Source organism: Extibacter sp. GGCC_0201 (genome assembly GCF_017566055.1).
Classification (GTDB): Bacteria; Bacillota; Clostridia; order Lachnospirales; family Lachnospiraceae; genus Extibacter.
The window spans coordinates 53003-78022 of sequence record NZ_JABFCH010000014.1; the positions used below are offsets into that span (position 1 = coordinate 53003).

Consider the following 25020-nt stretch of genomic DNA (forward strand, 5'->3'; position numbering starts at 1 on the left):
TTTAGTATATCATATTTTTCTTCTTTTTTCTTCTTTTAATTATGAATCGCACAACCAATACTATGATTAGGATGAGGCATATAGCTGCTCCATATACGATAAAAGCGAATTTGTTCGGCTGCTTTACAAGGTCGATAATATTCTTGCTGTCAACCTCTTTCTTGCGTCCTTCTGGCTGGCCGTAGCTCTGCGGCACCTGGGAGATGCCCTCCCCGCTCTTATCAAAGGATTCCAGATATCTGGCAAGCGCGTACCATTCTTTCAGCTCCGCACCGTTTTTATCATGGATGATGTGCTTTTCGAAGTCTTTAATCTCTACACCGTCTTTGTCTTTCGGCGTAATCTTCAGAAGGCCTTTGGACGTATCCTCCACGGCTCCCAGCATCTGGGCGGAATACAGGCCCGCCACCACCCGGTACAGCCTGTCGTCCTCAAGCTCCTGTGCTTTCTTTTCATTGGACGGGGCCAGATCGTCGTACAGGGCCGCCTCCGTCACCCGGTTCAGCATCATGCGGTTCGGGTTATATGTCCAGTGGAGGCCGCTCGGATAGAGCTGTGCCGTCGTCATGATCGGAGACACCGACACGTCAATCTCCGCCGCCGTCTTAAGTTCCGCTCCGGTCAGATACACGCTTACGAGGGGATAGCCCGGTATGCGGTCGGCACCGATTCCAAGGGAGCAGACGTTAAAGGCGTCTGAGACAGTCAGGGCGCCTATCTGCAGCGTATCCCTGATAGTCCCGGAAGGAACGACCGCCACGTCCACTTCGTCGTAATCTGCGCCCTCCGCCTGCTCTACGGCATATACGTATGCATCTGCGATAATGCTTCCAAGCGGGTCTTCCTCTACCTCCAATGCGAACCGGTCCATCTGCGTAAATGCGACGCTGTTGTCCGCGAGCACTTTGTCGAATGTATAGTCGAACCTGCTCAGGTATTCTTCATTTACAAGTTTCTTATATGTGTCCAGTTCCTCGTTGACCTTTTCATCAGGCGCGACAGATTCGTCCAGATGATGCAACGTATACTCGTCAAGGTTCCACCGGCCGTCCTCAGCAGGCGTCATCTTCAAATCCCCGAGGTATTCCCCGTAGGAGCCTGCCGATACGATGTATGTGTCGCCGCTCTTGATATGCCTGTCAAGCTTCGTGTGTGTATGAGCGCTCACGATGACATCGATTTCAGGCACTTCCTTTGCGAGTATCTCGTCTTCTGACTTGTCTTCCTCTTCATTCGTGCCGCTGTGGGACAGGCAGACGATCATGTCCACCTCTTCTTTTTCCAGTTCTTTCACGACCTCCTTGGAGGTCTCCACGATAGGTTCGAATTCCAGCCCGCTCTCCGGCGCACAGGCCTCTGCGTCTTCGCCGAGCACCCCGAACACTCCGATACGCACGCCCTCTCTTTCCACGATTGTGTAAGAAGTGCTGCCATAATCCTGAAGTGCCTTCCGGATAAGCCTGTTGTCTTCCGTATCATTTTTCTCCCAGTCAATATTGGCAGTCACAAACTTAGGAAGCACAATAGACGGGTCATCACCCGCATTCTCGAGCGCGCTGTGGAACATATTAGAGAGTCCTTGGCTCCGGTAGTCAAATTCGTGGTTTCCAAATGTAGTGGCATCAAAGCCGAGACGCCCAAGCATAGTCAGCTCTGCGGCTTCCGTCTCGTAGACGGTCTGGTAGAGCGTTCCCATAGAAAAGTCGCCGCCGTCAAATACAAAGGTGGCCGGATGGCTTCCCCGCTCTTCATCAATCAGCGTCTTAAGTCGTGCAAATCCTCCCACTTTGCCGTCTGCATTCCTGAATTCATCCAGGTGGGAGTGTAGATCGTGTGTAAACAATATTGTCACTTCATCTGCGCTGCTTTTGTCCTCTTTTGCCAGCACCGAGCTGACGCACAATATACAGAGCATCATGACCGTCAGCATGGTCTGGCGCATTCTCCTTCTTATCATCATAACTTTCCTCCCTGTCTTTCTCTTAGCCGTCGGCACGCCGCTGCCTGTGCCGTCCGCTGTAATACAAAGCTTCATATATTCCCTGTTTCGCAAGAAGTTCTTCGTGGGTCCCCTGTTCTGCAATTCCTTCTTCTGTCAGCACGAGAATCCTCTGTGCGTTCTGAATCGTGGTCAGGCGGTGGGCGATGACAAAAGTAGTCCTGTCCTTCGCAAGGCCTTCCAGAGACTGCTGTACTACTTTCTCACTCTCATTGTCCAGCGCCGAGGTAGCCTCATCAAAGATAAGTATCGGCGGATTCTTAAGAAATACCCTCGCAATGGACAGCCTTTGCTTCTGGCCGCCTGAGAGTTTCACCCCCCGTTGTCCGATATCCGTGTCATAACCTTCCGGAAAGCTCATGATGAATGCATGGGCGTTGGCATTCTTCGCCGCCCGCACCACGTCCTCGTCGGTCGCCTCCGGTCTACCGTAACGGATATTATCCATAATCGTTCCGGCAAACAGGTATACGTCCTGCTGTACGATACCTATATTGTTCCTCAGGTCGCTCAGGCAGATGTCACGGATATCTGTCCCGTCTGCAAGTATACGGCCTGATGAGACGTCATAAAATCGGGGGATAAGGCTGCACAGTGTCGTCTTTCCGACACCTGACGGTCCGACCAGCGCGATGTAATCGCCGGCCTCCGCCTTAAGGTTAATATGGTTCAGCACTTTTTCCTCATTGTCTTCATAATGGAAAGAGACATCCTGGAACGTAATCTCTCCTTTCAGCTTATCGACATGCACGGCGTCTGCCTTGTCTGCAATGTCGGGGGCAATGGACAGTATTTCAAGAAAACGTTCAAAGCCTGTATATCCGTTCTGGAACTGTTCCGCGGAATTGACCAGCTTCTTCACCGGCTCTGTAAAGTTATTGATATATAGAAGAAATGTAATCAAATCCGACACGTTGACGCTTCCGGCAGTCAGATAGCTGCCCCCGGCCACGAGTACACCAACGGTTACCAGCGTCGTCAGAGCGTTCAGTCCGGAATGATACATGCCCATGTAGAGGTAACTCGTCTTCTTTGCTTCTACAAAGTTATTATTGCCCTGATTGAACTTTTTCATCTCTTCTTTTTCATTCGCAAAAGATTTTACGACTCTGATGCCAGCCAGACTGTCTTCAATCTGGCTGTTGATATCTGCAATCTTAGCCCGGTTCCTCGAAAACGCCCGCTTCATCTTCTTGTTGTAATAGACAGCGAACAGCAGCATAGCAGGCACAAATGCAAAGGCAACTATCGTGAGCCTGGCATTCACATTCACAAGTATGATGAAGGAGCCTGCTATTTTAATGACGGAGATCAATACGTCCTCCGGACCATGGTGCAGAAGCTCGCTGATATCGAACAGGTCGCTCGTAATTCTGGACAGGAGATGCCCTACCTTCTGGTTATCGTAAAAGGCAAAGGTGAGCTTCTGATAATGGCCGAATATATCGCTGCGCATATCGGCCTCCATCCTGGCTCCCATCATATGCCCAAAATAGGCAATATAATAATTGCACCCGAACTCAAGGAGTACAAGTGCAATCATGACCGCTCCCAGCATAAGGATTGCCTGTCTCGCCTCAGGGGGCTCATAATATACGACCTGATTGGTTATATATCTCACAATCAAGGGTATTACGAGCGTCACACCGGCGCCGAGAACGGCAAAAAACAAATCACTGTAGAACAGCAGCTTATATGGTTTGTAATATGCGATTAATTTCTTTAATTTCTCTTTCATCTTTCTCTATTCATCCTGAAGATTGCTCAGCTTTGCCGCCTGGTCTGCAGCAATCAGGCTGTCAATCACTTCATCCAGGTCTCCGTTCAGCACAGAGTCCAGTTTGTGCAGCGTCAGCTTAATCCTGTGATCCGTCACGCGCCCCTGCGGGAAATTGTAGGTGCGTATCTTCTCAGACCGGTCTCCTGTACCAATCTGGCTTCTCCTCGCCTCAGCCTCGGACGCCTGCTTCTTCTCCATCTCCAGATCATACAGCTTGGAGCGCAGCAGGCGGAATGCCTTTTCCTTATTCTGAAGCTGAGACTTCTCTGTCTGGCTGTAGATGACGATTCCTGTCGGATAGTGCGTAAGCCGTACCGCTGAGTCTGTCGTATTGACGCACTGGCCGCCGTTACCGGAAGCGCGCATTACGTCGATACGAATATCCTTCTCATCGATGACGACATCGACCTCTTCCGCTTCCGGCATGATGGCCACCGTTACCGTAGACGTATGGATCCGCCCTCCGCTCTCTGTCTCCGGCACACGCTGGACACGATGGACGCCGCTTTCGTATTTGAGCCTGGAATATGCCCCCTGTCCTGTTATCATGAACACGACTTCCTTGAAGCCTCCGATGCCATTCTCGCTGATGGAGATGATCTCCGTCTTCCATCTGCGGCCTTCCGCATAATGTACATACATCCGGTATATCTCCGCCGCAAAAAGGGCTGCCTCGTCTCCGCCGGCCCCTGCCCTGATTTCCACCATGACATTCTTATCATCGTTCGGGTCTTTCGGAAGCAGGAGAATCTTCAGCTCATGCTCCAGCTCCTCCACCCTTGCCTTGGATTCATTCAGCTCTTCCTTGGCAAGATCGCGCATCTCTTCATCAGATTCTTCCTCCAGCATAAGCAGACTGTCTTCAATGGCCTGCCTGCAGGCCTTATATTCTTTATATGCTTCCACAATCGGGGTCAGGTCATTCTGCTCTTTCATAAGCCTGCGGAACCGCTCCTGGTTGTTCACCACATCCGGTTCCTGCAGCTCGCTCATGAGTTCCTCATAGCGAATGAGCAGATCCTCTAATTTGTCAAACATAATTCTTCCTCCTCGATATTCCATACACCACTATTGTCCTGTGTATGTTCTATTGTAACTGCCGCCTACGACACGGTCAAGACCTGCCAGGTCCTTTTTCACAAAGATGCCGCAGTAGCCGGCCTGCTCCAGCAAGGTGCATACATCTGACGCCTGGTCATGCCCGGTCTCGAACAGAAGATATCCCCCTTCTGTGATATGGGCAGTGCTTTCTGCTGTAATTCTCCTGTAATAATGCAGGCCGTCCTCTCTTCCGTCCAACGCGATAAACGGGTCATGGCACCGCACTTCCCGCTGGAGCTTCTCTATATCCTGCGTCCGTATATAGGGGGGATTCGATACGATGAGATCATATCTCCCCTCTACATTCTCAAACAAGTCTCCACGGCAGAATCTGACGCTTCCCGCCCCTTCTTCCGGCCCTCCGCCGCCGAGCAGGAGCCTGGCGTTGTGCTCTGCCACATGAAGCGCCTCCTGGGATATATCCGTCCCCGTTCCATAAAGCCCCTCTATGTGCTGCCTTTCCCGTCCGGCTTTAAGAAGGCTGATGAGGATACATCCTGAGCCGGTGCACATGTCAAGTATGCGCATACCGTGGGCAAGCACCTTCAGCGCCTCTTCCACAAGCTGCTCTGTATCCTGCCGGGGGATGAGCACATGCCCGTTCACGTAGAATGGATATCCCATGAATTCCTGTTCCCCTGTAATATGCTGGAGCGGGATCCTCTGTGCCCTCTTTCTGATAAGCGAGAAGTAGGCTTCTTCCTGCCCTGCATTAAGCTCCAGGTCCGGGTTGGCATAATAAGCTGCTCTTGTGATGCCTAGGACATGCTCCAGCAGATACCATGCATCGATGTCCGCCTCTTCGATACCGGCGTCTGCAAGAAGCCGGACGCCCTTCTTATATATCTTCTGAATGTTGGAAATTCTCTGCTTCATATGCTCTCCAGTCAAATACAGCTTCAACTGCTTGTATCGCCACTTCAATCATACTGTCGTCCGGCTCTTTTGTCGTCAGCTTCTGTATAGCCAGGCCGGGCCTGCTCAGCAGATTGATGAGCGGATTCTCGCTTCGGCCTGCCAGCTTCAGTATCTCATAAGAGATACCCGCGATAACAGGGATGAGCGCAATCCTGATGACAATCCGCATCAGAGGTGACTCTACCTGGATGATGAGCAGCAGTATGATGCTGATTGCAAGCACGAAGAAGAGAAAGCTCGTGCCGCATCTCTTATGCTGCCTGGAGCTCTTCCTGACATTTTCCACATTCAGCGGGAGCCCGTGTTCGATACAGTTGATGCATTTGTGCTCTGCACCATGGTACATGAATGTGCGCTGTATATCGTCCATCCTTGAGATGAGGAGCACATATGCGATAAATATGCCGATACGCACAAATCCCTCGATGACCGTTCTGACATGGTAAGACGGAACGATCGGCTTCAGCAGCCCTGACAGGAAGTATGGAAGCACCATGAATACAGCTATCGCGATTACGACAGAAAAGGCCACAGTCCCTCCCATCAGCAGCTTATCCTGCTTCTCTTTCTTTGCAGACTCAGCCTCTGACAGCGGCTTTTCCTCATCCTCTTCTTCAAAAAAGTCTGCCGAGTACATCAGCGTCTTTATCCCAAGCACCATGGAATCTATAAAGTTAAAAATCCCCCGTACAAAAGGGATCCTCGTCAGCGCTTTCCACTTGATAATGCTGCTGTAAGTATCCTTCTGCACGATGATATCTCCGTCCGGTTTCCTGACTGCCACTGCGTAATCATCTTTGTTCTTCATCATGATACCTTCCAGAACGGCCTGTCCTCCGATGTTTGATGACTTCATATGTTCCCCTTTCGATGCCTATATACAGAAAGGGTTGAGATTAAACAACCTCAACCCGCTACTTGTATGACTATTTGTCCATTCCGTATTTTTTGTTAAACTTGTCAACACGGCCACGGGCCTGTGCGGCTTTCTGCTGTCCTGTGTAGAACGGATGGCATTTGGAACAGATTTCAACGTGGATATCTTCATTAGTAGAACCTGTCACGAATGTATTGCCACAGTTGCAAGTTACCGTTGCCTGATGATATGTTGGATGGATTCCTTCTTTCATGATTTTCACCTCTTCTTTATTTTACTCACGCGCAGCGCGCGTCTAATAATGTTCAATATTTCTAAACAGCTTTGTTATTGTATCATATTACATTGCACTTGTCTAGATTATTTTTGTCTTTTTTACCATTTGTATCAGTTCATTATTGCTCTTTGTCCTTGTGAACATGTTAAGTATATTGTCTACCGCCTCTTCCGCACGCATGCCGTTCAGCGCACGCCTCATGGAATCTACAGCTTCCTGTTCCTCCCTGGACAGCAGCAGATCTTCTCTTCTCGTACCGGACTTCGGAATATCGATGGCCGGGAATACCCTGCGTTCCGAAAGCTTTCTGTCCAGTACAAGCTCCATATTGCCGGTTCCTTTGAATTCCTCATATACGACATCGTCCATCTTGCTTCCCGTATCTACGAGAGCGGTAGCAAGAATCGTAAGACTGCCGCCTTCCCGCATATTTCTGGCCGCGCCGAAGAAACGCTTCGGCATATGCAGAGCTGCCGGATCCAGACCGCCGGAAAGCGTCCTTCCTGACGGCGGTACTGTCAGATTGTAAGCACGGGCCAGCCTTGTGATACTGTCCAGAAGTATCATGACGTCCTTCTTGTGCTCTACAAGGCGCTTGGCCCGTTCAATCACCATCTCCGACACACGTTTATGGTGGTCGGGCAGTTCATCGAACGTCGAATAGATGACTTCTACATTTTCCCCTTCGATTGCTTCTTTAATATCCGTGACTTCCTCCGGACGCTCATCGATGAGAAGTATAAGCAGGTGAATTTCCGGGTTGTTCTTCCTTACCGACAGCGCCACCTGCTTAAGCAGGGTTGTCTTACCTGCCTTCGGCGGCGATACGATCATGCCCCTCTGCCCTTTTCCTATCGGGGACAGCAGATCTACGATCCTCATCGCCGTGCTTGTCTTGCCGCATTCCAGACGCAGCCTCTCATCCGGGAAGATTGGCGTCATATCTTCAAAGTTAGCCCGACGCAGCACGCGCATCGGTTCCATACCGTTGATTCTGCTCAGATAGAGCAGTGCACTGAACTTTTCCTGCTGCGTCTTGATTCGTGTATTTCCTTCCAGTATATCCCCTGTCTTCAGATTGAACTTTCGTATCTGTGAAGGTGAGACATATACATCGTTATCTCCCGGCAGGTAGTTATCACTTCTTATAAACCCATAACCGTCCGGAAGCACTTCCAGTATTCCGTGAGCGGTAACCCCGCTGTCCAGCTTGTCAATGTCATGCGCTTCCTTGTCGCCAGTGTTGGCAGACATCTCCTTTACACTTTCTCTCTCTGCTTTCTTCTCCTTCTCATCCTCTGCGAGCATAAGCTCTATCAGCTCTGCTTTCTTCATCGTTGAGATTCCCTTTAATCCTCTTGCCTTTGCCAGGTCTTTCAACGTCGCAAGCGGCAGGGATTCATACTTTTCTTTCATCATAATTGTCTGTCCTTTCCGTTATTAAATCTTTGACATTCACTGTGGGAGTCATGGTCTGAAACGACCAGCCTGAAATAATTAATATTTATTGGACATATTATACACCATCTTCCAGAAAATAGAAAGTCCTTTTTACAAAAACATGAATTTTTCTGAACGCGTATATACTTGTCAACCAGACATATCAATGATATATTAAGTAAGTAAAATATTCAGAAAAAGGCGGCTGAATCTGACATGGCTGTATACTGGGGCGAAAAGAGATATCATTCTCTTGACTATTATCTAAAGAATACGTATGGGGAAAAACTATATAAGATTGCCCTGGATGCAGGCATGACGTGTCCGAACCGTGATGGCACTCTTGGAACCAGTGGCTGCATCTTCTGCAGCGAAGGCGGCTCAGGGGATTTTGCCTCGGACAGGAGACTTACGATTACGCAGCAGATCGAATCCGGCAAAAGGCGGACTGCGGGGAAATACGCCGGTGGTTCTTATATCGCGTATTTCCAGGCTTATACGAATACGTATGCCCCACTTCCCTATCTGAAGCACATATTCACAGAGGCGGCGCAGCACCCGGACATCCGTGTCATATCGGTCGCCACGAGGCCCGACTGTCTTGATCCGGATACCGTAGCGCTGCTTGCAGACATCAACCGCATCAAGCCTGTATGGGTAGAGCTGGGACTTCAGACGATACATGAGAAGACTGCCTCGTTTATCAGGCGCGGTTATTCTCTGCCGGTCTTTGACGCAGCCGTCTCCATGCTGAAGGACGCACAAATCGATGTCATCGTCCATTCGATACTGGCGCTTCCGGGGGAGGACCTTTCCATGATGCTTAAGACGATGCATTATCTGAACGACGCCTGTATCCAAGGAGTCAAACTTCAGCTTCTTCACGTTCTGGAAGGAACGGCGCTGGCCAAGATCTATGACGACCATCCGTTCTGGATTCCTTCCATGGAAGAATATTTCTATCTGCTCGGCAGGTGTATCGGCAGCTTAAGTCCTGATACCGTCATCCACAGGCTCACAGGAGACGGGCCCAGGCATCTGCTCATAGCACCCGGGTGGAGCGCAGACAAACGACTTGTATTGAACCAGATGCACGCATATATGAAAGCGCAGGACATCTGGCAGGGAAAGGAGTTATAACTATGGCAGAGCCATTTACACTATATAAACTGATTATCCTCTACATGCTGAAAAAAGTAGACTTTCCTCTTACCAATTCCCAGATATCCGAATTCGTGCTGGACGAAGGCTATACGACTTACTTTAAGCTCCAGCAGGCCATATCAGAACTGATTACCTCCGGTTTTGTCAGGGAAGAATCCACGCACAGCAGAACATTCTATCATCTGACGGCGGAAGGCGATGAGACGATCTGCTACTTTAAAAATGACATATCCCCCGCGATACAGCACGATATCGATACGTTTCTGAAGGAGAAGCAGTATGAATTGAAGAATGAGGTCGCAGTCAAATCAGACTACTACCAGAATTCCAATATGGAATACTCCGTCCGATGCCAGGTGTTCGAGCAGGGAGCCCCGCTCATCGACCTCACCCTCACCGTGCCGACCGAATCCGAGGCGGAGACGATAGCGAACAACTGGACGAAGAAGAATCCGCAGATATATGCATTTATCATGGAACATCTTCTATAAGGTCACGCTGGCTCCGGATGTCATGCCGGAGCTGTCATTCCCCATCACTGAGCAGGAATGCGCTCATGACATAATTGCTTATATCCGTGCCCTTGTCTGTAAGCCTGACGGCATCCTCTTCTATCTCCAGAAGCCCCTTCTGTCCCATATCTGCCATCACTTCTCCGAACACGCTCTCCATGCTCTTGTCAAAGTATGTCCGGAAGGCTTCTCTCGATACCCCTTCCGTCTTTCTAAGTCCCAGGAACATGAATTCCTCCATCTGTTCCTTTTCGGACAGCTTCACCTGCTCCTCTCCCTCTGTAAAACGGTATCCCTGCAGCAATGACGCTGCTCCCGTGCCGATTCCAAGATACTCGGCACGGTCCCAGTATCCGAGATTGTGTCTGCACTCATAACCCGGCCTGGCATAATTGGATATCTCATATCTGTGATAACCGTATTCTTCCAGTATAGTCCGGGTATGCATATACATCTGCCTCTCCTCTTCTTCCGTGGGGAGCTCCTTGGCCCGCTTTCCATCGCCATATCTGTCAAAGAACGGCGTCCCTTCCTCGATGATGAGGCTGTACGCCGAGATATGCTCCGGTCCAAGTTCCGCCGCCCTTATCAATGTGGCATCCCAGCTATCTACGCTCTGGAATGGAATCGCAGACATCAGGTCTACATTGATATTGGCAAATCCCGTCTCCCGCGCCATCTCATACGTATGCAGGAAATCTTCATACGTGTGGATCCTGCCAAGCATCTTAAGCTCGCTGTCGTCCGTTGACTGCAGACCGATGCTGAGACGGTTGATTCCCGCATGCCGTATCGTTCTGAGCTTCTCTTTCGTAGCTGTCCCCGGATTCATCTCCATAGATATCTCCGCGCCTGCGTCTACCGGGAATGTCCCTCGTACCGCGTCCATAATATCCAGTATCTGTGCCCCTTCCAGCACAGAAGGGGTGCCGCCTCCTATAAAGACAGTCACAACATGATAAGCCTCTGCCAGTTCTCCATAGGAACGGATCTTCCGGCAAAGGCCTGTCACATAATCCTGCCGCTCCTCTATCGCAGCAGGAGCTGACAGGAAATCACAATATCTGCATTTTCGGATACAAAACGGTATATGAATATATAATTCTAATGGTCTCATCTACTTATCATCCAGTTTCAGTACGCTCATAAAGGCTTTCTGCGGTATCTCTACATTGCCCACCTGCCGCATCCGCTTCTTGCCTTCCTTCTGCTTTTCCAGAAGCTTACGCTTTCGGCTGATATCCCCGCCGTAACACTTGGCAAGCACGTCTTTGCGCATTGCTTTGACGGTTTCTCTTGCTATTATCTTGCTTCCGATGGCTGCCTGGATCGGAATCTCAAAGAGCTGTCTTGGTATCTCTTCCTTGAGCTTCTCACACATCTTACGGCCCCGTTCGTATGCAGTATCCGCATGTACGATAAAGGACAGGGCATCCACCTCTTCTTTGTTGATCAGTATATCCAGCTTCACGAGCTCTGAGCGCTCATATCCTGCCATCTCATAGTCAAAGGATGCATATCCTCTTGACCTTGACTTCAGCGCGTCAAAGAAATCATAGATAATCTCGTTCAACGGAAGATGGTAACGGAGCACCGCCCTCGTCTCTTCGATATATTCCATGCCGTCATACACGCCGCGCCGCTCCTGGCACAGATCCATAATCGCGCCGATAAACTCGGATGTCACCATGATCTCTGCTTTCACGACCGGCTCTTCCATATATTCTATCTCAGACGGATCCGGCAGATTGGACGGATTCGTAAGCTGGATTATGTCTCCGTTCGTCTTATACACTTTATAGATAACACCTGGTGCCGTCGTTACAAGGTCCAGGTTATATTCCCGCTCCAGCCTCTCCTGGATAATCTCCAGATGCAGCAGCCCAAGGAATCCGCACCGGTAGCCGAAGCCGAGCGCGACAGATGTCTCCGGCTCAAACTGGAGCGAGGCATCGTTAAGCTGAAGCTTCTCAAGGGCGTCTCTGAGGTCTGGGTATTTGGCCCCGTCGGCAGGATACATGCCGCAGTATACCATAGGGTTGACCTTCTTATACCCCGGGAGCGGTTCGCTGCAAGGCTGCTCGGCATTCGTAATCGTGTCGCCGACACGGGTATCCTTCACGTTCTTAAGGCTCGCCGTGATATATCCGACCATCCCGGCGCTGAGCTTGTCACACGGAATGAACTGTCCCGCTCCGAAGTATCCTATCTCGACTACTTCCGCTGACGCGCCGGTAGCCATCATCTTAATCGGAGTCCCTTTCCTGACCGTGCCTTCCTTTATACGGCAGAAGACGATTACCCCTTTATAAGAGTCATAGACAGAATCAAAGATAAGCGCCTGCAGCGGAGCCTCTGGATCTCCGCCGGGGGCGGGAATCTTCTCCACTATCTGTTCCAGCACCTCCTCCACATTATAACCGGTCTTGGCCGATATCTGTGGGGCATCTTCCGCCTCTATCCCGATGACGTCTTCTATCTCTTCTATTACCCTGTCAGGATCTGCGCTTGGCAGGTCCACCTTGTTGATTACCGGCATGACATCCAGGTCATGGTCCAGTGCCAGATATACATTGGCCAACGTCTGTGCCTCCACCCCTTGTGCCGCATCTACTACGAGGATTGCACCGTCGCAGGCAGCCAGGCTTCTGGACACTTCATAGTTGAAATCTACATGTCCGGGCGTATCGATGAGGTTGAATATATACTCCTCGCCGTCGCCTGCCTTATATACGATACGCACGGCCTGTGCCTTGATCGTGATACCGCGCTCTCTCTCCAGTTCCATGTTGTCCAGCACCTGTGACTGCATCTCACGGCTCGTGAGCAGCCCTGTCTTTTCTATGATACGGTCTGCCAGCGTCGATTTGCCGTGATCTATATGTGCTATGATACAAAAATTGCGAATTTTACTCTGTTCTACTTCTGCCACTTATATCGTTCCTTCCGCTATATTCTTTCATCCATGTGCATGACGCACCTGCCGGCAAAGTACGTACTGGCCGGCTGAGGGTAGTATATCACGCAGCACTGTACTTTACAATGAAAAGTTCAACGCTCATCACATCGTTCAGACGGCCGGTCTTCACCATCTCTTCCGTATCCGCGGCATCCTCCATGATGCTCTTGAGTTCATGTCCTGCAAACGTCCGGCACTGGTTAATATATTTGCCGGCCACAAATGGGTGAAGTCCGGCCGTCTTGGCAACCTGAGCCTTGTCAAACCCTCTTCTTAGAAGGTCCTTTACCTCGTACAGCAGCTTGAACTGACGGGACAGCAGATAGAGTATCCGCATGGGAGGCTCCTTCAGCGCAAGCAGATCGTAATAATAATCCAGCGCTTTTTTCTGCTGCTTCGCCGCCACCGCTTCTACCATGTCAAATATTTTGTTAGTAATCTGCGTCGTGCATACGGCATCGATATCCGCGGCTGTTATCTCACTTCTGTCGATGGCATAGCAGAACAGCTTTTCCAGCTCCCTGTCCAGATTCTCCATATCCGTGCCTGTCTTTGATATGAGATACCGGACGGTAGATTCTTTGATCTGTTTTCCTTCTTTCTTCACGCTGCCGCCGACCCACAGGATGAGCGTCTTCTCATCCTGGCGCCCCATCTCCACGGCACGCCCTTTGTCCTTTACAGCCTTGAACATCCGGCTCCTCTTGTCCGTCTCCGACTCGACAAACAAAAAGCATGCGGTATCCGGCATCGCTTTGATATAATCTGCCAGTTCCGGCGCGGCGTTCTTAAAGAACCCGGAATTCTCCACGACTATCAGCCGCCGCTCTGCGAAAAACGGCATCGTCTCAGCCAGATCGATGAGTTCGGAAATGTGAATCCCTTTCCCTTCATAATAGGCGTAATTCACCGTGTCTCCATCCGGGAGCATGGCACGGGTCAGCTTATCCTTATACTGCTTTTTCAGATAAGCTTCCTCTCCGTACAGCAGGTACACCTGCTTCAATTGTCCTGTCCTGATATCTTCATTCAAACTCTTCATATAGCTTAACGCACCATATCCCTTGTTATCTCGTCGAGGCTGTGGGCACCGCACATCGCCATCGTATCAGAAAGCTCTGCTGCGAGCCTGGCCGCATACGCAGCCACGCCTTCTGCGCCGCCGCCATACACAGCAGTGACAAACGGCCTTCCGATAAGTACTGCGTCCGCACCGAGCGCAAGCGCCTTGAACACATCTACTCCGGAACGTAATCCGCCGTCCACAAATACTTTCATATCACCTCCTGCTGCCGCCGCAATCTCCTCCAGCACTTCTGCCGTTGCAGGACACTGGTCGAGAACACGTCCGCCATGGTTCGACACTACGATAGCCGCCGCTCCGGCTTCTTTTGCTTTCAGGGCGCCTTTTACGGTCATCACTCCCTTGATGATGAACGGCACGCCTGCTTCCGCCACGATCTCTTTCAGCTCTTCTACGGACTTGCTGCCCGCCGGAGGTGTCAGATTCTTGAGGAACGGAAGTCCGGCCGCGTCGATGTCCATCGCCGCCGCAAATGGGCCTGCCTCTTTCACAAGCGCAAATTTCTCTTTCAGTGTATTAATATCCCACGGTTTTATCGTCGGTATTCCTCTCCCGTCCTTCTGGCCGATGGCTTTCGTTGCCGCCGCCATGACATCCGGGTTCGTGCCGTCGCCGGTAAAAGCCGCGATACCTGCGTCCGCGCAGGCCGATACTAGGATATCATTGTAGCCCAGATCGTCATATTTATCTCCGTAATGGAGCTTCATCGCGCCAATCGGCGCCGCGAATACCGGATACTTGAATCTCTTGCCAAACACTTCAAAAGACATATCCACTGGCTTATTATCACAAATCGTGTCCATGTTTACACACAATTCCTGCCATTTCTCATAATTACGAATGGCTACCGTACCGCTTCCCTTGGCTCCTGGTCCGGGCACTTTATTCGTGCACGCCTTCCCGTTACAGACCGGACAGGCTTTACAGTGTTCTCCCATACATGTTCTGGCATTTGCCAATACTTCCTCATACGTCATGATGATTACCTCGCTTTAATATTTTTATCCTGTATCTCAGTATACTGAATTTTGGATTTTAATTCAACCGTTTCCTTAGGAACCAGCCCCGCCTGCAAATGCCGATATGCTCATACGGCTGCCGTCCGTCCACACGGTGACGGCGCCGTCCGACGGCGTGATGTACAGCCTGCATCCAATGTCCTCAAGCCTCTTTACCGTATCTCTATGGGGATGTCCGTACCGATTGTCTCTTCCAGCGGAAACCAGGCCATAGACCGGTTTAATCACTTCCAGGAATCTTGCGGATGTCGAATTCTTCGATCCGTGGTGCGCTACTTTCAGCACTTCCAGGATTCCGTCAAAGCCGGCCCTTTGCCAGGCCTCCTTTGCCTCGTCCACAGCGGCTGTCAGCGCGGCTTCGCCCTCCCCTTCCACGTCTCCGGTGAGCAGCATATCAAAACGGCCATATCTGACCCATACGGTCATAGATGCTGCATTGCCAGGCTCCCCGCGGTATGCCCCGCCCGGATGCAGGCAGTACAGCGACAGGCTGCCGTCCTGTATGCGCTGCCCTTCTTCCATGACGAACACCTTTATCCCACTATCTCTTGCAAGCGCCGCCAATTCCGTCAAGCTGTCATCCCACACCTCCTCCCGGGGCAGCACGAGATGTCCGATCGGAATGCCTAGCGGACCTCTCTCTATCATCTCACGGATGGCATTCATATGGTCGCTGTCGCCGTGGGAGATGAAGGCATAGTCAATCCGGCCGGTGCCTTTATATTTCAGAAAAGGTTCGATGCGGTACTTTCCCGCCTGACGCACGTCGCTGCTCCCGCCGTCGAAGAGATACGTCCTGCCTGACGGTGCCTTCATATAGATTCCATCCCCCTGTCCGACATCCAGCATCGTCACTTCCAGCTGACCTTCCCTGCCGCCTGTCCTCGGTATAAGTAAGAACAGCGCGACAGCATATGTAATTCCAGTTATAATCATATACTTTGCTATACATTTTTTTCTTGTGCCTGCATTCCGTCTGCTCTTGTAACGGCCCCACATCAGAAGGAGGGCAGACAGCAGGATATAATAGCATACGACGGAGGCAGCGGACGGACGGCCAGTGATGATCCTGGCCGCAGGAAGTTCTACTGCTGTCCGGCAGAGCCATTCATAAAAGGTGAGCAGGGCTCTGCACAGGCTCAGAGCTGCCTCCCCCGGCCAGGGCAGGACCTGTGCGGCCACACTGCCGGCCAGTCCCAACAGAAGCAGCACCGGCATGAGGGGTATTACGAACAGGTTGAGCAGGATACTGTAAAGCGGATATTCATAGAAGTAATAGAGAAGGACCGGCAGAATGGACAAATTGATGCTGACGCTTGCCCAAAGTCCCTGGAGCGGCAGCTTCCTGAACAGCGGAAGGACAGCCGCCACGCCAAAGACAGCCCCGAAGGACAGCCAGAATCCGCCGTCGTACAAGTAGAGAGGCCTAAAGAGAAGCACGATGAATGCAGCCGCTGCAAGAGCCGTCCCCGTATCGTAACGCCTTCCTGCCATATCGGCGCCTATCCGGAACAGGAACATGACTGCCGCCCGCACAACCGACACAGATATCCCTATCATAAGGATATAGGCGAAGAGGAACAGCATGCCGCATATGCCGCCTGCGGCGTAGGAACCGCACAGACGACGGCAGAGCCGGTACATGCCGATTCCTATGATGGAAAGATGCAGGCCGGAAATGGCCAGTATATGACCGATGCCGTTCATCTGATACAGCTCTTTTACCGCCGGATCCACATCGGCCTTGTCTCCGAGCATGATGCCACAAAGCAGGGCACCTTGCTCTTCTCCCATGTAATCATATAAGACAGCCTTCCATTTCTGCCGGAAAGAAAAGAGGCTTTCTTTTACCTTCCAGACACGGCCTGAGGTGACCATGACGCTTTCACTCCACATGCAGGCATGGATCCCCTGCTTTTCATAATACTGCTTTTCGTTGAAATTCCCCGGATTGCGCGGTTCCTCGAAGAATCTGACGGTTCCCTCCGCCGTAATCAGGTTTCCTATTCTCACTTCTTGACTGGATTTAACATAAACGATGAATTTTAACTCCTTCAGCTTCTGCTTCCGGAACTTGATAGAATTATTTTTCAGATATAAGACTTGATAGTCAGATTTTATTTCTCTGGCGTATACCTGTCCTGTAACCAAGACCGTATCGCCAGAGACGGCCTGCTGCATGAGCGCAGTAGCCTCCAGCTCTTTTACGAACCGGCTCCCGCCCAGCCAGACTGCCGCCGCCACCAGGGCGGCAAGCAGAAGACAGACAGTACATAAGATTCTGTTTCGTATTATTTTCCTTCACCTTCCTCCAAATCGAGGTTCCTCGAAAGAGGTTTGCCAAGGTCGATTACCCCCTGGTATTTTACATCCGTCTCTCCGTTGACCGATATCTGAACCTGGCTGGCATTGCCCGCTTCTACGATGGAATTAACGAGGGAATAGATTGCAAGTTCCGGATTGATACCGTATACGGCACTTTGGAACTGGTCGTCAAAATTGACATAGCAGATGCCATCCTTGACCGATATCCCGAGAAGCTTTGTCTCCGGCGGCAGCGCCGCCTGATGCTCCTGCATGGAGGGCCCCTTTATGAGCTGTTCTACCACAAGCTTTTCGATGGACATGTTGCTGTTGTAGCGCACGCTGACTTCTTCCTCTCCCAGCTTGTCTCCTTTTTTGTCCGCATAGTACAGGTGGAGATTGGCAAGCTGGTAAGAGTGTAGGCTGGAACCGGTGTTCTGTACAAAATCCTCCGCATGCATATACCCGACTTCATCTCCTTCATTGTCGGTGAGCGGTGCACCGCCGATGTAGAAGTTTACGTAGTCGACTCCTGCAATCTGCACGAGCGACTGTACCACAGCCGCCCGGAGCAGAATCTCTGACGATGTATCTATATCTTTATAGCTTTCATTAAAGTACAGATCCAGCCTACCTTTGTCCAACTTCCAGTCTTCTGCCCGGATCCCCTCGGGGAATGCACTCCTGCAATCCTCGTCCTCCGGTTCCTTCTGCATATCGTCGAGCACTGCTTCGACCTCTGCCTCCGCACCGTCTCCTTTTATGTCATACGCCTCTTTGACAAGCCTGGTGCCCTCCGCACTTACATAATATATACATGTCCCTGATATCTCCGGCTTCCTTCCCCTCCCGCAGCCCGGCAGAAGCATGGCAATGAGCAGGATACACAGGCACTTCATACATTTTTTCCTCATACTGGCATCCTCCCGATACTTATGACACATATGTCAAAGGAATCCTGATGGTAAATGTAGTTCCTTCGCCTTCCTGGCTGAACACCTTGACCGCCCCCCTGTGCATGACAACTGCGTTTCTGGCGATGGACAGTCCGAGTCCGGTGCCTCCGATTTCTCTGGAGTGCGACTTGTCGACACGGTAGAAACGCTCAAATATATGCTCCACCGAATCCTCAGGTATTCCGATTCCGGAATCCGCCACTTCTACATAGAAATACTTGTGATCTGCATTGAGCGATACATGCACCCAGCCGCCATCGTGGTTATACTTGACAGCATTCTCAACGAGATTTGAGATTGCGAGCGACAGCTTCATCTCATCTACCTCTGCACTGACCGGCCGGAAGCTTTCAAATACGACCTCCACATTACGGTTTGCCGCAATCGGGCGCAGCCGCTTCAGTATCCTCTCCACAAGCTCATTGATATTTTCAGACTTGATGTTCAACGTCGTGGCGGTCTTGTCCATCTTCACAAGCGACAGCAGGTCGTTGATAATCTTGTTCTCCCTCTCTATCTCTTCAGAGAGATCTCCCATAAATTCCTGGTACAGCTCAGCCGGGACTTCCTCCTGGCTGAGGAGGGAATCTGCCAGCACTTTCATGGATGTCAGCGGCGTTTTCAACTCATGAGATACATTAGAAACAAATTCCTGTCTTGAGTCATCCAAAACTTTCATTCTTCCCAGCATCTTATTAAATGCCTCCGAGATGAGCACCGTCTCCGTATATGCATTTTCATGAAGATAGTTGTCATCATACCCTTCTGTTACCGCACCGATAGAGTCCGTGATACGCTTGAACGGCTTCACCATCAAGACACCTGCAAAAAAGGCAAGGACTGCCATCGTCACGATAATTATGACCGCCACTACATTCGCATTACCTTCGAGTATCGTCATGCTGTCCGCAATAGAATCTGTCGACACGCTCACGAGCATGACGCCTTTGACGGCATCTGTCTCCGTATCTGTAATTGGAGCAGTTACCTCGATATATCTGTTTGCCGCATCATAATGGCTTGTACTCTTTCCCTGGAAACATTTGATGACATCTTCTGATATAATTGTCTTCCCTTTATCTAGGTTGTACGTGTCTTCTTCTATCTCATAATCGCTGTCAATAACCATCACACGCCCGTTGTAGATGTTTGTCAGCTGAGTCAGCTCTGTCTTGATAACCTCGGATGTAATCCCATTCAAGTAGTCTATGCCGCTTAACTGGTTACATAGAATTGTACATTGATTCTGTATATCTGCGGTCCGTACTTCTACCGCACGCTTTTCATAGCTGTTCAGAATCACCGCTTTCATGATCAGGCATGGTATGATTCCCGCTGCCAGCAGCAGGAGAATAATCCGAAAGCGGAGACTCTTAAATATATTTTTCTTAAAATACTTCCTAACCCCTGAAATAATAACCAACTCCCCACTTCGTGTACACGTATTTCGGATCGCTAGGGTTCTTCTCAATCTTCTCACGCAGCCGCCTTATATGTACATCTACCGTCCTGGCGTCTCCGGGATACTCATACCCCCAGACAATGTTCAGAAGATTCTCCCTGCTGTATACCTTGTTAGGATTCATCGCCAGAAGCTCAAGAAGGTCAAATTCTTTGGCTGTCAGGTTAATCTCTTTGTCGCCGATAAATACTCTGCGGCTCTCACAGTCAATCTTCATGTCTCTCTTCAGGATAACTTTGTCGTTGACCGTCTTGCTGTCCCGCTTGCCGGTGCGCCGCATAATCGCCTTGATACGCGCTTTGACCTCCAGTATGTTGAACGGTTTGGTGATATAATCGTCCGCGCCGTACTCCAGTCCCAGAATCTTATCCATGTCATCTCCTTTTGCAGTGAGCATGACGACCGGTACGTCAGAAAACTCCCGAATCTGCTGGCACACCTGGAATCCGTCATACTTGGGGAGCATTACATCCAGCAGTACCATATCATAGGCATTTTCCCTTGAAAGCTTCAGCGCTTCTTCTCCGTCATAGGCACAGTCCACTTCCATGCCATCCTGCTCCAGGCTGAACCGGATACCTTTCACAATCAGTTTTTCGTCATCTACGACTAATACTCTCTTACTCATACTTCTCTCCCTTATTAATTTCGCTAGACCTTAATCTGATCTTTAACTTTATTAAAGATTCCATCTTTGATTCCTTCCACTTCTTTCAGTTCTTCTATGGATTGGAAACCCCCATGTTCTTCCCGGTATTTTATGATACTGTCTGCTCTGGCTTCCCCAATGCCATTTAAAGTCATAAGTTCTTCTTTCGCAGCAGTATTGATATCTACTCTTCCGTCGTCTTTTACTTCTGCACCCGCTTTCGCACCGCTTGCGGAGCGTATGTCCTCACCTGCCGCGGGCACATACAGCTGCTGCCCGTCAGACAGCGCTTCTGCCTGGTTGAGGTATGATCCGTCTGCACCTTCGCACATTCCGCCGGCGGCCTCTACGGCTTCAAACACTCGGCTTCCTGCAGGCAGACGGTATACGCCGGGCCTTTGGACCTGACCGCAGACATGGACGTACATCTCCTGCCGGCGGCCGGTTTCCTCTGTATCTTTACCTTCTGTATCCTGTACTTCTTCCTCCGCGTTATCCCCCGCCTCTTCCTGGGAGGAACGCACCTCGTCCAGTTCCCTCACTTCTTCCGTGCCTTCACTGCGGCATCCCGGCAGGCCAAGCACGAGAACCATACACATGAAACAACCGGTTATCCTTAATCTGTCAAGCATAAAATCCTCCTTTACAGCTGTCGAAACTGTAAATACCCCTCTTATGCCAGATAGATTTATTGTACTATTTCCACTGGAAAATTGCAACTCCAATCAGCGCAATTGCCATGCCGATTACTCTCCTCCACTCCAAAGGCTGCTTTTCGACCCCGAACAGTCCCAGAAGTTCTATTACGTATGCGATGATAAGCTGAGAAATGACGATGAGCAGTGCCGCTTTCGCCGGCCCGAGCTGCTCCATGCTCTTGATAACCGTCCATGTGATTCCGGCGCCGATGACTCCTCCAAGCAGCACATACTTGGGCTCTACTTTGGCAAGCGTCATCACACTGTCCCGCCCGGCGATAAGCCAGGCCACCAGACAGAGGGCGAACGCGCTCAGCTGTACCCATCCGTTGCTGACCCACATCCCTGTAGTTTTCGTAACCTGTGTATTGAATACTCCCTGTACGCTCATCAGCGCTCCTGACAGCAGAGCTATGAAAAAACCAATCATTCGATATACCTCCTATGTTTTACCTATAGTATATCCAATGACTGGTTAATTATGTTATAACACCTTCTTCAGTTTTTCAATCAATTCGTCGATGTGTTCCTTTTCAATAACAAGAGGCGGTACGAGACGGATGACATCGCTCCTAGCGCTGATGATAAGCAGCCCTTCTCTCAGTGCCGCCTGTATCGTCTCCGCCACCGGCTTATTGAGACGGATACCCTGAATCAGGCCTCTTCCCCTGACTTCTGCAATGCTGCCGCAGGCTGCTTTCAGCTCTGTCAGCTTCTCTGTCAGATACGCCCCCATCTCCTGCACATGTCCGGTCAGCTTCTCTCTTTCGAAGATTTCAACTGTCTTGGCTACTGCGGCGCAGACAAATGGATTGCCTCCATATGTCGTGCCGTGGTCTCCCGGCTCCAGAGAATTCCGGGCGATGTCTTCTGTCATGGCGAATGCCCCTACCGGAACGCCGTTTCCGATGGCCTTTGCCATCGCGATAATATCCGGCTTCGTTCCATAGTTCTGCCATGCGAACATCGTGCCGGTCCGGCCCATGCCGCACTGTATCTCGTCACAGATCATAAGGATGCCCTCATCGGTACAGAGCTTGCGTATTCCCTTCATGAACGCTTCGTCGGCCGTGTTGATTCCGCCTTCCCCCTGTAGGGGCTCCAGAATAATCGCGCACGTCCTGTCTGTCACAAGTTCCCTGACACTGTCCAGGTTATTGTATTCTGCAAATGACACGCCCGGAATCAGCGGTTCAAACGGCGTACGGTATGCCTCGTGCTCCGTAACCGACAGCGCGCCCATGCTTCTCCCGTGAAACGAATCCTTCATGGCGATGAACTCATAACGCCCCGTCCGCTTTTTATACGCGTATTTTCTCGCCGCCTTCAGCGCCCCCTCTATCGCCTCAGTCCCGCTGTTCGTGAAAAACACACGGTCCATCTGCGTAACGCGGAGCAAGGCCTGGGCCGCTTTGCCGCACGTCGTATTATAATAGAGGTTTGATGAATGGATGAGGCAATCGATCTGCATCTTCAGCGCATCGTTGAACTCTTTGTTACCGTATCCGAGGGATGAGACGGCAATACCTGCGGCAAAATCGAGATATTTCTTCCCTTCCGCATCGTACACATATACGCCTTCTCCTTTTTCCAGCACGACCGGGAAACGGTTGTATGTATGTACGAGTCCCATCTTGGCATCTTCAATATATGGATTCTTCATATTATTCATTCTCCGTAAAAAAGCGTTCTTCACTGTCATTTAATATAGCGGTTCCGATACCTCTGTTCGTGAATATCTCCAGCAGGAGGCAGTGCGGAATCCTTCCGTCCAGAATATGGACCCTGGACACCCCGTGTTCAATCGCATCGATGCAGTTGTGGAGCTTCGGGAGCATTCCTCCTCCGATGTAGCCTTCATTCATCAGAACCCGTGCCTCGGATACTTTCAGTTCTGAGATAAGTGTCTCCGGATCGTGGGGGTCTTTATACACGCCCTCGATATCTGTCAGAAATGCCAGCTTCTCGGCGCGCATCGCCCGCGCGATGGCACATGCCGCGTCATCCGCGTTGATATTGTATGTATTGAAGCTGTCATCCAGCCCGACCGGGCATATAATCGGAAGAAAATCCTTTTCCAGCAGGTCATACAGTATATCCGCATTTACCTTTTTAATCTCTCCCACGAAGCCGATATCCTCGCCGTCTGCATACTTCTTGTCTACAGCGAGGAGGCCTCCGTCCTTCCCGCTAATCCCGATGGCACGCACGCCGAGACTCTCCACGAGCTGTACCAGACTTTTGTTCACTTTGCCGAGCACCATCTCCGCAAGTTCCATCGTCGCCTCATCCGTTACCCGCAGGCCGTTCACGAACTCCGGTTCCATCCCGACTTTGCCGACCCATCTGCTGATCTCCTTGCCGCCTCCGTGGACGATGATCGGCTTGAACCCGACGAGCTTAAGCAGCGTTACGTCCTTGATTACCTGTTCCTTCAGTTCTTCGTCCACCATGGCGCTTCCGCCGTATTTTACAACGATAATCTTGCGGTTGAACCTCTGGATATAGGGTAGCGCTTCGATGAGGACTTCTGCCTTATCCAGATATTTCTGCATATCTTTATTCATAATACATTGCTCCTTCTGCTTTGTCAGCTCCTGTAGTCCGCGTTGATATCTATATAGCCGTGGGTCAGGTCGCATCCCCATGCGGTAGCGGTACAGCCGCCCATCTTCACATCTGCCGTGGCTGTCACTTCGGGCTCGGAAAGTATCTTCGTGGCTTCCGCCTCGCTGTAATCCAAGGCGGTCCCATTTTCGATAATCTGGATCTTCCCTGCTTTGCTTTCAAAGTAAAGGTCCACCTTTTCCGGATCGAACTGCGCGCCGGAGTATCCCATCGCACACAGGATCCTTCCCCAGTTGGCATCGTGTCCGGCGATGGCTGTCTTCGTCAGGCTAGAGCATACGACCGCTTTCGCCAGCAGCTTCGCCTGCTCCGTACTCTCGCTGCCGACCGCCTTCACTTCAAACAGGGCTGTGGCACCTTCACCGTCACCTGCAATCTTTTTGGCCAGATATTCGTTGACCGTGTGGAGCGCTTCGGCAAATATCTTATAATCGCCGCTTCCGTACTGAATCTGTGGATTTTCCGCCAGTCCGTTCGCCAGCAGCAGTACCGTGTCATTGGTGGACGTATCGCCGTCCACGGATATCATGTTGTATGTATCGTCCACATCTTCGCTCAGAGCTTTCTGCAGCGCTTCCTTTGTAATATCTGCATCCGTCGTGATAAAGGACAGCATCGTGCACATATCCGGGTGTATCATACCGGAGCCTTTGGCCATGCCTCCGACAATCACTTTCTTTCCGCCCACTTCTATCTCAACTGCCAGTTCCTTTTCCGCCGTATCTGTCGTCATGATAGCCTTGGCCGCTTCCGTCCCATTCTCCAGGCTGCCGTTCTTCTTTTCCGCCAGGACTTTTATGCCTGCGGTCAGCTTATCGATGGGTATCTGCCTGCCGATAACCCCGGTAGAACCTATCGCCACCCCGTCTTCGGATATCCCGAGAGCTTCTGCCGCCGTTTTCGCCGTATCTTCACAGTAGCTGTAACCCTCCGCTCCCGTACATGCGTTGGCGATTCCGGAGTTGACGATAATCGCCTGTACCTTGCAGCCGCTCTTTACGACCTTCTGGTCCCATTTCACAGGAGCCGCTTTCACGACGTTCTTCGTAAATGTTCCTGCCGCCTCGCACGGCACCTGGCTGTACACGAGCGCCATATCGGTCCTGTCCGTATACTTGATTCCTGCTGCGGTCGAGGCCGCCTCGAATCCTTTTGCCGCGGTAACTCCGCCTTTAATCATATCCATATCTATT

General features: G+C 50.9%; 22 protein-coding genes. 2 read left to right on the plus strand and 20 right to left on the minus strand.

Annotation, left to right across the window (positions count from 1 at the left end):
* Position 1: 1 nt before the first annotated feature.
* The 7 genes from HJV72_RS10770 to rho all read right to left on the minus strand — a co-directional run bounded on the left by HJV72_RS10770 (position 2) and on the right by rho (position 8371).
* Entirely contained in the window at positions 2 to 2035 is a 2034-nt protein-coding gene (locus HJV72_RS10770) for a bifunctional metallophosphatase/5'-nucleotidase (RefSeq protein ID WP_243765612.1), read from the minus strand.
* Positions 1983 to 3737, minus strand: coding sequence for an ABC transporter ATP-binding protein (locus tag HJV72_RS10775; RefSeq protein ID WP_208070912.1), 1755 nt, complete (start codon positions 3735 to 3737; stop codon positions 1983 to 1985). Before HJV72_RS10775 ends, HJV72_RS10770 begins: the two co-directional genes overlap by 53 nt.
* A 6-nt stretch (positions 3738 to 3743) precedes the next feature.
* Positions 3744 to 4817 (minus strand): peptide chain release factor 1, encoded by a 1074-nt coding sequence (gene prfA, locus HJV72_RS10780; protein ID WP_208070915.1) that lies wholly within the window; start codon positions 4815 to 4817, stop codon positions 3744 to 3746.
* Positions 4818 to 4847: 30 nt separating this feature from the next.
* Positions 4848 to 5756 carry a peptide chain release factor N(5)-glutamine methyltransferase gene (gene prmC, locus HJV72_RS10785; RefSeq protein WP_208070917.1) on the minus strand — a complete coding sequence of 303 codons (909 nt, stop codon included), beginning with the start codon at positions 5754 to 5756 and terminating at the stop codon, positions 4848 to 4850.
* Complete coding sequence (locus HJV72_RS10790; RefSeq protein ID WP_208070919.1) at positions 5719 to 6654, minus strand: DUF1385 domain-containing protein; 936 nt, start codon at positions 6652 to 6654, stop codon at positions 5719 to 5721. Before HJV72_RS10790 ends, prmC begins: the two co-directional genes overlap by 38 nt.
* Before the next feature lie 70 nt (positions 6655 to 6724).
* A complete protein-coding gene (gene rpmE / locus HJV72_RS10795) occupies positions 6725 to 6928 on the minus strand; it encodes a 50S ribosomal protein L31 (RefSeq protein ID WP_066574102.1) in 204 nt (67 codons plus the stop codon).
* A gap of 102 nt (positions 6929 to 7030) precedes the next feature.
* Complete coding sequence (gene rho / locus HJV72_RS10800; RefSeq protein ID WP_330618954.1) at positions 7031 to 8371, minus strand: transcription termination factor Rho; 1341 nt, start codon at positions 8369 to 8371, stop codon at positions 7031 to 7033.
* A 237-nt stretch (positions 8372 to 8608) separates the two neighbouring features.
* On the opposite strand from rho, the gene HJV72_RS10805 reads away from it, so the two are divergent.
* Positions 8609 to 9532 (plus strand): TIGR01212 family radical SAM protein, encoded by a 924-nt coding sequence (locus HJV72_RS10805; protein WP_208070920.1) that lies wholly within the window; start codon positions 8609 to 8611, stop codon positions 9530 to 9532.
* A gap of 2 nt (positions 9533 to 9534) precedes the next feature.
* Entirely contained in the window at positions 9535 to 10047 is a 513-nt protein-coding gene (locus HJV72_RS10810; RefSeq protein ID WP_208070922.1) for a DUF4364 family protein, read from the plus strand.
* Positions 10048 to 10081: 34 nt separating this feature from the next.
* Here HJV72_RS10810 and hemW read toward each other — a convergent pair whose 3' ends face one another.
* From hemW to argJ, 13 genes are all read right to left on the minus strand, one after another.
* Positions 10082 to 11185, minus strand: coding sequence for a radical SAM family heme chaperone HemW (gene hemW, locus HJV72_RS10815; RefSeq protein ID WP_208070924.1), 1104 nt, complete (start codon positions 11183 to 11185; stop codon positions 10082 to 10084).
* Complete coding sequence (lepA, locus tag HJV72_RS10820) at positions 11186 to 13000, minus strand: translation elongation factor 4 (RefSeq protein WP_208070926.1); 1815 nt, start codon at positions 12998 to 13000, stop codon at positions 11186 to 11188.
* A gap of 88 nt (positions 13001 to 13088) precedes the next feature.
* Positions 13089 to 14069 (minus strand): DNA polymerase III subunit delta, encoded by a 981-nt coding sequence (gene holA / locus HJV72_RS10825; protein WP_208070928.1) that lies wholly within the window; start codon positions 14067 to 14069, stop codon positions 13089 to 13091.
* 5 nt (positions 14070 to 14074) lie between these two features.
* Positions 14075 to 15088: an alpha-hydroxy-acid oxidizing protein gene (locus tag HJV72_RS10830; RefSeq protein ID WP_208070930.1), complete on the minus strand. Its 1014-nt coding sequence runs from the start codon at positions 15086 to 15088 to the stop codon at positions 14075 to 14077.
* 75 nt (positions 15089 to 15163) lie between these two features.
* Entirely contained in the window at positions 15164 to 17425 is a 2262-nt protein-coding gene (locus HJV72_RS10835; RefSeq protein WP_330618958.1) for a DNA internalization-related competence protein ComEC/Rec2, read from the minus strand.
* Positions 17422 to 18348, minus strand: coding sequence for a GerMN domain-containing protein (locus tag HJV72_RS10840; RefSeq protein WP_243765613.1), 927 nt, complete (start codon positions 18346 to 18348; stop codon positions 17422 to 17424). Before HJV72_RS10840 ends, HJV72_RS10835 begins: the two co-directional genes overlap by 4 nt.
* Positions 18349 to 18367: 19 nt before the next feature.
* On the minus strand, positions 18368 to 19813 hold the full coding sequence (locus HJV72_RS10845; RefSeq protein WP_208070934.1) for a sensor histidine kinase: 1446 nt from the start codon (positions 19811 to 19813) through the stop codon (positions 18368 to 18370).
* Positions 19791 to 20480 (minus strand): response regulator transcription factor, encoded by a 690-nt coding sequence (locus HJV72_RS10850; RefSeq protein WP_208070936.1) that lies wholly within the window; start codon positions 20478 to 20480, stop codon positions 19791 to 19793. The genes HJV72_RS10845 and HJV72_RS10850 overlap by 23 nt, the downstream gene beginning before the upstream one ends.
* 23 nt (positions 20481 to 20503) lie before the next feature.
* Complete coding sequence (locus HJV72_RS10855) at positions 20504 to 21133, minus strand: helix-hairpin-helix domain-containing protein (protein ID WP_243765614.1); 630 nt, start codon at positions 21131 to 21133, stop codon at positions 20504 to 20506.
* Between the two features lie 64 nt (positions 21134 to 21197).
* The gene (locus tag HJV72_RS10860) at positions 21198 to 21629 is read right to left on the minus strand and encodes a DMT family transporter (RefSeq protein WP_208070937.1); all 432 of its coding nucleotides are present in this window, start codon (positions 21627 to 21629) and stop codon (positions 21198 to 21200) included.
* Positions 21630 to 21683: 54 nt separating this feature from the next.
* Complete coding sequence (locus HJV72_RS10865) at positions 21684 to 22862, minus strand: aspartate aminotransferase family protein (RefSeq protein WP_208070938.1); 1179 nt, start codon at positions 22860 to 22862, stop codon at positions 21684 to 21686.
* Between the two features lies 1 nt (position 22863).
* On the minus strand, positions 22864 to 23766 hold the full coding sequence (argB, locus tag HJV72_RS10870; protein WP_208070939.1) for an acetylglutamate kinase: 903 nt from the start codon (positions 23764 to 23766) through the stop codon (positions 22864 to 22866).
* Between the two features lie 23 nt (positions 23767 to 23789).
* On the minus strand, positions 23790 to 25013 hold the full coding sequence (gene argJ / locus HJV72_RS10875) for a bifunctional glutamate N-acetyltransferase/amino-acid acetyltransferase ArgJ (RefSeq protein ID WP_208070940.1): 1224 nt from the start codon (positions 25011 to 25013) through the stop codon (positions 23790 to 23792).
* Positions 25014 to 25020 lie beyond the last annotated feature (7 nt).